The sequence below is a fragment of the Microbacterium oxydans genome, from assembly GCF_026559675.1.
Classification (GTDB): domain Bacteria; phylum Actinomycetota; class Actinomycetes; order Actinomycetales; family Microbacteriaceae; genus Microbacterium; species Microbacterium oxydans_D.
In genome coordinates this window covers 910,931-922,528 of record NZ_CP092891.1, presented here as the reverse complement: position 1 = coordinate 922,528, position 11,598 = coordinate 910,931, and the positions used below count along the sequence as shown (strand labels likewise).

Annotated in this window: 11 protein-coding genes and 2 pseudogenes; 5 read left to right on the top strand and 8 right to left on the bottom strand. The window is 68.8% G+C overall.

The window, feature by feature from the left end:
* Positions 1 to 46: 46 nt before the first annotated feature.
* The 5 genes from MME74_RS04350 (at position 47) to MME74_RS04330 (ending at position 4,455) form a co-directional block, all read left to right on the top strand.
* Complete coding sequence (locus MME74_RS04350; RefSeq protein ID WP_267417489.1) at positions 47 to 658, top strand: TetR/AcrR family transcriptional regulator; 612 nt, start codon at positions 47 to 49, stop codon at positions 656 to 658.
* Entirely contained in the window at positions 659 to 2,323 is a 1,665-nt protein-coding gene (locus tag MME74_RS04345) for an MDR family MFS transporter (protein WP_267417488.1), read from the top strand. It begins immediately after the preceding gene.
* A gap of 108 nt (positions 2,324 to 2,431) precedes the next feature.
* A complete protein-coding gene (locus MME74_RS04340; RefSeq protein ID WP_267417487.1) occupies positions 2,432 to 2,743 on the top strand; it encodes a hypothetical protein in 312 nt (103 codons plus the stop codon).
* An 87-nt stretch (positions 2,744 to 2,830) separates the two neighbouring features.
* Positions 2,831 to 3,664, top strand: coding sequence for a CPBP family intramembrane glutamic endopeptidase (locus MME74_RS04335; RefSeq protein WP_267417486.1), 834 nt, complete (start codon positions 2,831 to 2,833; stop codon positions 3,662 to 3,664).
* Entirely contained in the window at positions 3,661 to 4,455 is a 795-nt protein-coding gene (locus MME74_RS04330) for a CPBP family intramembrane glutamic endopeptidase (RefSeq protein WP_267417484.1), read from the top strand. The genes MME74_RS04335 and MME74_RS04330 overlap by 4 nt, the downstream gene beginning before the upstream one ends.
* Before the next feature lie 13 nt (positions 4,456 to 4,468).
* Here MME74_RS04330 and MME74_RS04325 read toward each other — a convergent pair whose 3' ends face one another.
* From MME74_RS04325 to MME74_RS04295, 8 genes and pseudogenes are all read right to left on the bottom strand, one after another.
* The gene (locus MME74_RS04325) at positions 4,469 to 4,804 is read right to left on the bottom strand and encodes an L-rhamnose mutarotase (protein ID WP_267417482.1); all 336 of its coding nucleotides are present in this window, start codon (positions 4,802 to 4,804) and stop codon (positions 4,469 to 4,471) included.
* A 26-nt stretch (positions 4,805 to 4,830) separates the two neighbouring features.
* Positions 4,831 to 5,814, bottom strand: coding sequence for an aldo/keto reductase (locus tag MME74_RS04320; RefSeq protein ID WP_267417481.1), 984 nt, complete (start codon positions 5,812 to 5,814; stop codon positions 4,831 to 4,833).
* Positions 5,811 to 6,503 (bottom strand): annotated as a pseudogene (locus MME74_RS18365) (ATP-binding cassette domain-containing protein); the annotation flags it as partial. The pseudogene MME74_RS18365 and the gene MME74_RS04320, both read right to left, overlap by 4 nt.
* A 333-nt stretch (positions 6,504 to 6,836) precedes the next feature.
* Positions 6,837 to 7,331: pseudogene (locus MME74_RS18360) on the bottom strand (ATP-binding cassette domain-containing protein); the annotation flags it as partial.
* Positions 7,328 to 8,332 (bottom strand): ABC transporter permease, encoded by a 1,005-nt coding sequence (locus MME74_RS04310; RefSeq protein WP_267417479.1) that lies wholly within the window; start codon positions 8,330 to 8,332, stop codon positions 7,328 to 7,330. The gene MME74_RS04310 and the pseudogene MME74_RS18360, both read right to left, overlap by 4 nt.
* Positions 8,329 to 9,408, bottom strand: a complete 1,080-nt coding sequence (locus tag MME74_RS04305) for an ABC transporter permease (RefSeq protein WP_267417477.1) — start codon at positions 9,406 to 9,408, stop codon at positions 8,329 to 8,331. Before MME74_RS04305 ends, MME74_RS04310 begins: the two co-directional genes overlap by 4 nt.
* Positions 9,408 to 10,499 (bottom strand): mandelate racemase/muconate lactonizing enzyme family protein, encoded by a 1,092-nt coding sequence (locus MME74_RS04300; protein WP_267417476.1) that lies wholly within the window; start codon positions 10,497 to 10,499, stop codon positions 9,408 to 9,410. The genes MME74_RS04305 and MME74_RS04300 overlap by 1 nt, the downstream gene beginning before the upstream one ends.
* Positions 10,500 to 10,527: 28 nt before the next feature.
* On the bottom strand, positions 10,528 to 11,592 hold the full coding sequence (locus MME74_RS04295; protein WP_267417475.1) for a sugar ABC transporter substrate-binding protein: 1,065 nt from the start codon (positions 11,590 to 11,592) through the stop codon (positions 10,528 to 10,530).
* Positions 11,593 to 11,598: the final 6 nt, after the last annotated feature.

Here is an 11,598-nt window from a genome sequence, read left to right as displayed (position 1 = left end):
CGCACTCACAGTGCACTCCAAGGAACAGAGTGCAAGATTGCACTTCATGAGCGACAGTGCAGATTCCCTGCGAGAGCAGCGCAAGCGCGAGACCTCCCGGGGACTCACGGATGCGGCCCGCCGGATGACGACGGAGCGGGGCTTCGCCGGATTCACCATCGAGGAGCTGTGCGCCGATGTGGGCGTCTCCCGCCGCACCTTCTTCAACTACTTCGAGAGCAAGGAGAACGCGGTCTTCGGATTCGCGACGATCGACTCCCGCCAGGAGGCGCTCGAGGAGGACTTCACCGCGCAGCACGGGGACCTGCTCGACGACTTCATCCAGCTCACGATCCGCCGCTTCGAGCTGTTCAACCCGGTCGACGACGCCCCCGCCCTGTTCGCGGTGATCGAGCAGGAGCCGCGGCTGATCAAGGCCGCATTCGAGCAGATCGCGAAGAACGAGCGGCGCGATGTGGGCCTCATCCTGCGCCGCATCGAGGATGCGCCCGATGCCGAGCTCCGCGCCGAGGTCGTCGTGCACACGGTCGGCGCCCTCGTCCGCATGAGCATGGACCAGCTCCTGCACCACCAGTCCACCGAGCCCTTCGGCGACCTCATCACGCGACGCCTCGGCCTCGCCCGCTCCCTCTACGCACCGTCACAGAAAGACCACTGAATGTCCGCCACCGCCACGAAGGATGCGCCCTTCCTGCTCACGAAGCGCCGCATCTGGATCATCTTCAGCGCCCTCATCGCGGGCATGCTGCTCTCCAGCCTCGACCAGACCATCGTCTCCACCGCCATGCCGACCATCGTCGGACAGCTCGGCGGCGTCGACCATCAGGTCTGGATCACCACCGCGTATCTCCTCGCGACCACCATCGTGATGCCGATCTACGGCAAGTTCGGCGACGTGCTGGGCCGTCGCAACCTGTTCCTCGTCGCGATCGCGCTGTTCACGCTCGCCTCGGTCGGCTGCGCGTTCGCCTCCGACTTCTGGATGTTCGTCATCTTCCGCGCCCTGCAGGGTCTCGGCGGCGGCGGTCTGATGATCCTGTCGCAGGCGATCATCGCCGACATCGTCCCCGCCAACGAGCGCGGCAAGTACATGGGCCCGCTCGGCGCCGTCTTCGGCCTGTCCGCCGTCGCCGGTCCGCTGCTCGGCGGCTACTTCGTCGATCACCTGACGTGGCAGTGGGCGTTCTACATCAACATCCCGGTCGGCATCGCCGCCTTCATCATCGCCCTGGTCGCGCTCAAGCTGCCGAGCAAGAAGGCCGAGAAGCCGATCGACATCTTCGGCGTCATCTTCCTGTCGATCGCGACGACGTGCCTGATCTTCTTCACTGACTTCGGCGGCGACAAGGAGTTCGGGTGGGACTCGCTCGCGACCTGGGCCTGGGGTGCCGGACTCCTCGTCGCGGCCACCGCGTTCGTCATCACCGAGTCGCGGGCGCAGGACCCGATCATCCCGCTCAGCCTGTTCCGGAACCCGATCTTCATCAACGCCACCGCGATCGGTCTCGTGCTCGGCATCGGGATGTTCGCCGCGATCGGCTTCGTGCCCACGTTCCTGCAGATGTCGTCGGGCACCTCGGCAGCCGAATCGGGTCTGCTGATGATCCCCATGATGGTCGGCCTGATGGGAACGTCGATCTTCTCGGGCATCGCGATCTCGAAGACGGGCAAGTACAAGATCTACCCGATCCTCGGCACGATCATCACCGGCGTCGCGATGGTCTCCATGACCACGCTCTCCGCCGCGACCCCGATCTGGTTGATCTGCGTCTTCCTGTTCGTGTTCGGCGCCGGGCTCGGCCTCATCATGCAGGTCGTCGTCCTCGTGGTGCAGAACGCGGTCCCCGCGAACGAGATCGGCACCGCGACCAGCACGAACAACTACTTCCGGGAGGTGGGTGCGTCTCTGGGCACCGCGGTGTTCGGGACGATCTTCACCACCCGGCTGACCGAGAACCTGCTCGGCGTGTTCGCGGGTGCCGGCGCCTCTCCCGACGCCGCGTCCCAGGCTGCATCGACGATCGACCCGTCGACGCTCAGCTCGCTGCCGGACGAGGTGCGCGAGGGCATCGTCACGGCGTATGCGGACGCCCTGGCCCCGGTGTTCTGGTACCTCGTGCCGTTCATCGCGATCGCCCTGCTCCTCTCGCTGTTCCTCAAGCAGATCCCGCTCTCCGACCAGGCCGGTCTCGTCGCCCGCGGGGAAGCCATCAGCGGCGAGGAGGCGGAGCGCCTGGAGGCCGAGCAGCGCGGCGTCGGGCACGCGGTCGCCGTCACGGACACCGAGCGGGCGGACACCGGTTCCACTCCCGTGTCGCGCTGACCCGCAGGTGGCCCCCGCTCCCTCTCTGGGGCGGGGGCCTCTTCCTGTCAAGGGGCTCTCGTTCCACGGCGTGATCGCGCATTCTTCAAGCTGGGGACAGTCAGGAGAATGATGGAGCAGGACCCGGACCAGAGGTTCGTGCTGGTACAGGTCGGCACGACCGACTGGGCGATCCACGATCTGCACTACCCGGAGCGCGACCACCGCCGGATCGTGTGCACGGTCTTCGAGGACGCGCCGACCGAGGTCGAGGTCCTCTGGCGGCGCGACCTCCCACTGGCGCTGCGCTATTCCACCGCCGAGGATGTGCTCCGCGCGGTGCAGACGTTCCAGGACGCGTCCCGCGCCACCCGACCGATCCCCATCCCGCATCGTCCGCCACCGCGGAATCCGGACCGGGGCAGGTCCGCGCCGCGCTGACCCGCCGAGACGCCGAGGTGGACGTGACGAGCCGGGATACGTCAAACTGACGAACAGTCGGCCGTCCCCCATCCGTCTGGAGCCCCCATGTCCGCACCCGCGACCGCCCCCTCGTTGTGGAAGAGGTTCTGGGAACAGGGAGGCTGGTGGCGGGCCCTCCTGCTCACCGCGGTCTACTTCGCGCTGTTCCAGCTGCTCTCGCTGCTGCTCACCCCGCTGGCCGTGCAGGTCACCGATCCGGACGGCACGGCCGGGGTCGCGGTGTTCTACCTCCTGCCCGAGCTCATCGGCGCGGCACTGCTGGCGGCGTTCACCCTGTCCGTCGGCTGGTGGCGCGAGGTCTTCGGGCGGCAGCCCATCCGCGGCCGCGGGTGGATGTGGATCGCGATCGTCGTCGTGCTGCTGTTCAACGTCCTCCGGTTCGTGGCGATCGACTACGACAAGGTCGGCGTCGATGTGGTCCTCACCTGGCTGCTGACCGGCCTCCTCATCGGGTTCTCCGAAGAGGTCCTCACCCGCGGTCTCGTGGTGAACCTGATGCGCAAGGCGGGCCACCGGGAGATCGCCGTCGCGCTGGTCTCCGCTGCGCTCTTCTCTCTCCTGCACGCCGGCAACCTGCTCTCCGGGCAGGAGCTGCTGCCGACGATGATCCAGCTCCTGTACACGTTCGCGTTCGGCATCCTGATGTATCTCGCGCTCCGCGTCACGGGCACGATCCTCGCGCCGATCCTGCTCCACGCGAGCACCGACCCGAGCATCTTCCTGCTCACCGCGTACCCGTCCGCAGGCGCGCTCACGCCGTTCGCCGCCTTCGGGAACATTGCCGTGATCGTGGCCGGCCTCGTGATGATCTTCTTCATCCGCGGGCGCGTCGCCGGTGCCGACACCGAGCCGACCTACCCGGAGACGCGCTCCGCATGACCGAGACCACGCTCCGCGTCACACCGCGCATCTGGATCGGACTCGCCATCTGGGTCGGGTACATCGTCGTGGTGTTCGCGATCCAGAAGTCGACCGGGATCCCCTACGCCGACTGGGGCGACACCGCCGAGAACCTCTTCCTCGGGGCCGGACTCTCACTCATCGTCGCGACCGTGCTCCTCGCGATCACCACGAGCCTGCTGGGCTGGTGGCGCCCCGCGCTCTTCGACGCGCAGCGCAGCCATCACAAGTGGCCGATCTTCGTCCCGATCCTGATCGCCGTCGCGGCCGCGCTGAACCTCTCCGCGACGGACTGGAGCGCGTACAGCGGCGCCTTCCTCGGAGCGTCCCTCGCCCTGCTCCTCGTCGGCTTCACGGAGGAGCTGGTCCACCGCGGACTGCTGCTCACGGCGCTGCGGTCGCGGCTCTCCGAGGTCTGGGTGTGGTTCCTCACATCGGCTCTGTTCGCGCTGATGCACTTCGTCAACATCCTGCTCGGCTCGCCCGTCGCGGGCACCGCGAGCCAGGTCGGCGCGGCGTTCCTCGGCGGAACCGCGTTCTACATCCTGCGTCGGGTCACCGGATCGCTGATCTGGGCGATGGTGCTGCACGGCGTGTGGGACTTCTCGGTCTTCGCCACGGGGGTCGGCACCGCGAGCAGCATCGCCTCCATCGCCAACCTGGTGTACCTGCTCGCGGGCGTCCTCGGGCTGGCGGTCGTGTGGTTCGTGCTCCGCGGTCCCCGGGAGAGCACCGCACCGCTCGGAGCGGCTCCGGACGCGAAGCCCTGACGGCGGGGCGCGCTCAGAGCTCGGCGCGGCGCTGCGCCGAGAGCGCCCACACCTGCCCGATGGGCGTGAAGCCGTCGTCGCCGTCCGGGCCGCGGAATCCCTCGACGAAGCGACCGATGTCCGCCTGCCAGGCATCGTTGATCGCGGAGGCGTCGACGATGCGCATCGCGGCATCGAAGTCGTCGCACTCCACGAGGTGGAACAGATCGCGGCCCGAGCGCCAGATGGTCCAGTCTCGGATGCCGGCGTCGGCGAACAGGTCGCGGAGCCCGTCGGGGACGCGGGCGTGGTGCGAGCGGTAATCGTCGACCGCGCCCTCGACGATGATCGAGTGCAGGGCGATGCGCATGGCTCTCCTTCGCGGTTCGGGCTCGGTCAGACGGAATCCGGCGAGATGATGAACCCGGACTCCTCGAGGGCATCCCACAGCTCGTCCGGGATCGGCGCCGCCATCCGCTGGACGGCCTCCGCGACCTGCGTCGGTCCCCGCATCCCGACGACGGCCGAGACCACCGGCGGGAATCGCAGGGGATACTGCACGGCGGCGGCGGGGAGCGTCGTCCCGTGCGCGCGGCACAGGCGTTCGATCTCGCGCGCCCGCTCCAGGATCTCCGTCGGCGCGTCGGCATAGTCGTAGGTCACCCGGTCGGGCACCGCGTCACGGGCGAGGAGCCCCGAGTTGTACACGGCTGCGGCGACCACCGCGACGCCGCGCTCCCCGGCGAGCCTCAGCATCCGCCGGCTGCTCTCCTGCTCCAGCAGCGTCAGCCGGCCGGCGCACATCACGATGTCGACGTCGGTCTGCTCGATGAGATCGGCGAGCATCCCCGCCTGGTTCATCCCCGCACCGAATCCGCGGATGACGCCTTCTTCGCGGAGAGCCGACAGCGTCTGCGCGCCGGTCGTCCGCGCGGCCTCGGCATGGTCGTCGGGGTCATGCATGTAGACGACGTCGATCCGATCGAGTCCGAGTCGCTCCAGGCTCGCCTCGAGCGACCGCAGCACACCGTCGTGGCTGAGGTCGTACACGCGCCGGTGGTCGGACGGCACGTCGAAGAGGTTGTCCGTGTCCCGTTGGTGAGCCGTCTCCGGACTCGGCACGAGCAGACGGCCGACCTTCGTGGAGACCACGTACTCGTCCCGAGGATACGCGGCGAGCGCGCGCCCGAGCCTCCGCTCCGAGAGCCCGAGCCCGTAGTGCGGAGCCGTGTCGAAGAAGCGGATGCCGGCGTCCCAGGCCGCGTGGACCGTCGCCTCCGCCTCCTCGTCCGTCATCCGGGTGCCGAGGTTGCCGAGCTGGGCGCATCCCATCCCGAGCACGGTGAGATCGAGACCGCGGTGCGTCCGGACGGGGATCATGACGCCTCCACCGCTGATCCGTGGATGTGGCTCATCACTGCGGCGCTCATCGGCTGATAGTCGTGCGTGTTCTCCACGACGCCGCGCACGATGAACTGGTCCATGACGACGATCCTGTCAGCGAGTGTCACCATCTCGGCGAGGTCGCTGGAGATCAGCAGGATCGCCATCCCGTCGTCGGCGAGGCGCCAGATGAGTTCGTAGAAGGCGCGCTTGGTGCGGACGTCGATCCCGACGGTGGGCTCATCGATGATCAGCACCTTGGTCCGGGCGGCGAGCCACTTGGCCAGCGAGACCTTCTGCTGGTTGCCGCCGGACAGCTGCCCGGCGAGCTGGTCCTGCGAGGAGATCTTGATGTCGAGGGCCTCGATCTGCGCCTGCACCGCGCTCCGCTCCGCGCGGCCGGGCACGAAGCCCAGCACTTTGGAGATCTCGGACCACACGGTGACGGCCACGTTGCGCGTGATCGACTGGAGGAGGAAGACCCCCTCCTCCTTGCGGTTCTCCGTGACGTAGCCGATGCGGAAGCGCCGCAGCGCGTCGCGCACGGAGCGGATCCGCACGGCGTTCCCCTCGACCCTCACGTCGCCCCCGATGACGCGGTCCAGCCCGAGGATGGCTCGGGCGAGCTCGGTGCGACCGGCGCCGACGAGGCCGTACATGCCGAGCACCTCCCCCGGGTGGACGGCGAGCGAGATGCGCCGATGCCCGGCGGCGGTGCTCACGTCGGTCAGTTCGAGTGCGGGGGTGACCGTCCGGTCGACCTCGCGCTCCTCGACCTCGAGGTCGGCGAGCGTGCGCCCGACCATCCGGGCGACCACCTCGTCGTGCGTCGTGTCCGCGATCGGCTGCGAGGGCATCACGGTGCTGCCGTCGCGGAGCACCGTGATCGCGTCGCAGTGCGCGAAGACCTCGTCGAGCTTGTGGCTCACGAGCACGATGGCGGTGCCCTCGGCGCTCAGCTGGTGGACGACCTTGTAGAGCCGCTCGGCCTCGTCGTTGCTGAGAGACGCGGTCGGTTCGTCGAGGAGCAGCACCTTCGCGCTCCGGTACAGGCCGCGCGCGATCTCGACGAGCTGGATCTGGGCGGCCGACAGCTCGCGCATGGGGGTGCGCGGATCGATGTCGAGGTCGAGCATGTCCAGGCAGCGCTGGGACTCCCGCCACACCCGGCGCCAGTCGACGGTGCCCGCGCGTCTCGGCACGGCGGACAGGGCGATGTTCTCCCCCACCGTGAACTCGCGGACGACGTTGCGCTCCTGGTGCACGACGCCGATGCCGGCGGCCATGGCCTCCAGGGGATTCGCGAACGAGACCTCCTCGCCGTCGAGGATCAGGCTGCCGGAGTCAGCGCCCTGCACCCCCGTGACGATCTTGATGAGCGTGGACTTCCCGGCGCCGTTCTCGCCCATCAGCGCGTGCACGGAGCCCGCTTCCAGGGTGAGGTTCGCATCGGCGAGCGCGGTGACGCCGGGGAACGTCTTGCGCAGGTTCCGGACTTCGAGTGCGACGGTCATCGCTTCACCTCCGCCAGTGCGGCTTCCGCGCGCAACGATCTGATCCTGCTGGCATGCCGCGACGCCTGCACCTCGCGCAGCTTGCCGAGCGCCACCGTGCCCAACACGACCGCGCCGACCACGAAGTTCACGACCTCGGCATCGAACCGGAAGATCGGGCTGGCCGCGTCGACGAGGCGCACGACCATCGCTGCGAGCACCGTGCCCAGCACGGCCACCGTGCCGCCGGCGAGGGCGACGCCGCCGATGATCGGTGCCGCGAAGCTCGGCAGGAGCCAGTCCCCGCCGACCGTGGTGTTCACGCCGGGCAGGAACGAGATGCTCACCATCGCCGCGACGCCGCAGAGGAGTCCGGAGAGGGTGTGCGCGACGATCAGCGCCCGGTCGGTCGAGATGCCCGCGAGCTGCGCGGCCGAGGCGTTGCCGCCGCTGGCGAGGAGCTTGCGTCCGGACACCGTCTGCGCGAAGTAGAGGGCGACGATCACCGCGACCACCAGCGTCATCAGGAAGATGGTCGGGATGCCCAGGATGTCGGACCGGCCGAAGGCGGCGAGCTCCGGCCACGCCTTCCGCTCGATGGTGCGGGTGCCGACGAGGGCGTACTGCACGCCGATCAGGATCTGCGACATCGCGAGGGTCACGATGAAGCCGTTGATCCGGGTGCCGACGACCAGCAGGCCGTTCGCCAGGCCGAGCACCGCGCCCGTGAGCACGGCGACGAGCGCACCGATCCACGGCGGGACGCCCCAGGACGTGACGATCACTCCGGTGAAGCACGCGGCCACACCGCCGATGGCACCGACCGCCAGGTTGAGCTGACCCACGCAGAGGGTGATCATCTGCGCCAGACCGATGAGGATCGGCACGCTGACGAACCGGAAGAAGCTCGTCATCGAGACCGGACCGAAGAACTGGCCGGAGGTCGCCAGGCCCAGGATGACTGCGCCGACGACGACGATCCCGACCAGCAGGAGGTTGTTCGCGCTGATGATGCGTTTCATCGGTGGGCCTCCGCCTCATCCAGTTCGACGGCGAGGGTCGCTGCGGACTCCGTCGCCTTGGCCGGGCGGCGCCGGGCGAAGACCAGCCGCAGACGATCCGTGGCGAGCGCCGCGAGGAGGATGCAGCCGAGCAGGACGTTGAGCGTCTCGAGCCCGACGCCGAACAGCTCCAGTCCCTTGCGGATGACCGAGGTCAGGGTGATCCCGAGCGCGGTGCCCACGATCGACACGAGTCCTCCGGCGAGAAGGGTCCCGCCGAGGATCGGTCCGAGGAACGACGACAGCATGAACTCGCTCCCGATCGCGGGGGTGAACGAGCCCGTGCTCGCGGCCAGGAGGAACCCGGCGATCGCGGCGAGCAGCCCGGACAGCGCGTGGGCGAGGATGGTCCGGCGTGCGGTCGGGATACCGGAGAGCTCGGCCGCCTTCACGCTGCTGCCGGTCATCAGGACCTCGCGTCCGCTGCGTGTGCAGGTGTAGAAGTACCAGATGACGGCCATGCATCCGAGGGCCGGGAGCACCATGAGCGGAACCGCGTTCGATCCGCAGTAGCCGAACATGCACACGTCGGCGAAGGTGCCGCGGCCGATGGTCTCGAAACCCGCGGGTGAGACGGTGAAGGCCTGGCCCGTGCTCCACGACTTGTACAGCGTGGGGATCAATCCGAGGAGCGTGAAGCTCATGGCCAGGGTGACGATGAAGGAGTTGACCCCGGTCTTGGCGATGATCCACCCCGCGAGGGCACCGAGTGCCGTGCTGGCGAGGACGCCGAGGGCGAGGCCGACGAGGAGCGGCATCCCGAGGTTCTCGAAGGCCGCCCCCATGACGAGAGCGCCCACCCCGGCGAGCTGCCCGACGGCGAGGTTCATGTGCCCGATCGAGAGCACCACCATCTGGGCGAGGCCGACCACGGTGAAGATCGCGATCGTCGTGAGCAGCGGCGCGATGACGAAGGGCCCGTTGAGGAAAGCCGGCTTGAGGATCGCGAGGGTCGTGACCAGGACGACGATGAGGATGACGAGGAGCGCGCGGGGCGAGCGGATCTCGGCGCGGGCGGCGTGACGCAGACGGGACATCAGAGGACGATCCTGTCGTCCATGGCGTCGCGGTCCCAGTCGATGCCGAGCCCGAGGGTCTCGGGGGCGAGGGCACGACCATCCTCGATGGCCATCCCGGTGCGGGTGATCGCGCGCAGCTGCGGGATGTGCTCGACGTAGCGGCCGTTCGGCACAGCGGCGACGAGACTCACGTGCAGCTCCATCAGGAAATGCGGGCACACGTGCACGTTGAACGACTCCGCGAGGTGCGCGACCTTGAGCCAGGGCGTGATGCCGCCGATGCGGGCGACGTCGACCTGGACGATCCCCGCGGCCCCGCGGTCGAGGTACTCGCGGAACTGCGCGATCGAGTACATCGATTCGCCGACCGCGATGGGCGTGGAGGTGGAGGCGACGAGCCGCGCGTGGCCCTCGATGTCGTCCGCGGGCAGCGGCTCCTCGATCCAGCCGAGGTCGAGGCCGTCGAACAGGCGGGCGCGGCGGATCGCCTCGGCACCGGTCATCGACTGGTTGGCGTCGACCATGATGTCGAAGTGCGAGCCGACGGCCTCGCGGACCGCGGTCAGCCGTTCACGGTCCTCCTGGCCGCTCGGTTTCCCGATCTTCACCTTGACGCCCTTGAGCCCCGCATCCTTCGAGGCGAGGGCACCCGCCACCAGGTCGTCGGTGCTCAGGTGCAGCCAGCCGCCCTCCGTGTCGTAGAGGGGGATGTCGCGACGGAAGCCGCCGGCGAGGCGCCAGAGCGGCAGACCGGCACGGCGGGAGGCGATGTCCCACAGCGCCGTGTCGACGGCCGCGAGGGCCAGCGAGGTGATGGCGCCGGTCGTCGTGGCGCGGGTCGAGGCGAACAGGCGGAACCAGACCGCTTCGATGCGGTCGGCCTCCTGCCCGACCAGGATCGGGAGCAGGTGGTCGCGCAGCATCGAGAGCACCGCGCGACCCCCTGTCCCGATCGTGTAGGAGTATCCGAGGCCGTGCAGGCCATCGCTCGTGGTGAGCTCGACGAAGATCGTCTCCTGGGACACGAAGCTCTGCACGGCATCCGTGCGTTCGGTCTCCACGGCGACGTCCACGAGGAACGCGCGAGCATCGGTGATCGTACTGGCCATCGGGTACATCTCCTGGGTGGGGGTCAGATCACTTGCAGGTGAGCAGTTCGTCTTCGAACTGCTTCTTCACCTTGTCGGCGAAGGCGCTCTGCTCGTCGCCGTAGGTCTCGACGTTGTCCTTGGTGACGACGAACGATCCGGAGTCGACGATCACGCCGGGGTCCGCCATCTCGCAGGCGCCGCTCGCGAGCTGGCCGAGCACCCAGCTGCCCACGTAGGCCTGTCCGGTCGGGTTCTGGGCGACGGTGCCGTAGATCGAGCCGTCGCGGATGCCGTCGAGGATGGTCGGGTCGTCGTCGATCGCGATGAGCTGGATGTCGAGGCCGGATTCCGCGATGGCCTCGGCGCTCGCGACCGCCGGGTTGTACGCGGTCGTGACGATCGCGCTGATCTCCGAGCCGCTGGCAGCCAGGAGATCCGAGGCGGCCTTCTGCGCGGTGGCCAGGTCGGTGTCGACGTCGGTGATCGTCTGCAGCAGGGTGACGGCGCCGTCGGTCTCGTCGATCGCCCGCTTGACGCCCTCGATGCGGCGCTGCGTGTTCGAGTCGACGTTGTTGCCGGTCATGTGGACGATCGTGCCCTTGCCGCCGATCGCCTCGATCGCCGCGGCGGCGGCCTGGTACGCGGCCTCCTCGGTGTCGGTGGAGAGGCAGAACGCGGCGAGGTTCTCGTCACCGGCCGGGCAGGAGGCGATCGATCCGACCGCGACGCCGGCATCGGTGAGCTTCTTGAAGGTGGAGTTGATGTCCGTCGGGGAGACGCCGAAGATGCCGAAGGCGTTGTAGCCGTTGGCGACGAGGGAGTTGATCACGTCGTTCTGCTTGGTCTGATCCCACTCGGAGGTCTCGTTGAAGGTGACCTCGCCGAGGCCGAAGTCCTTCGCGGCCTTCTCCCCCGCCGCGATCCACGGCTGGAAGTACGGGTGCGCACCGCCGGGGACGAGGGCGACGCGGACCGAGGAGAGGTCACCGCCGTCGGATTCGCCGCCGGCGCCGGGCTCGGCGTTCTGCGGGGTACACGCGCCGAGCGCGAGGGTGAGAGCGGCGGCGGCCGCGACGACGGCGCCGAGCCGCACGTTCTTTCTGATGCGCATCTTTGA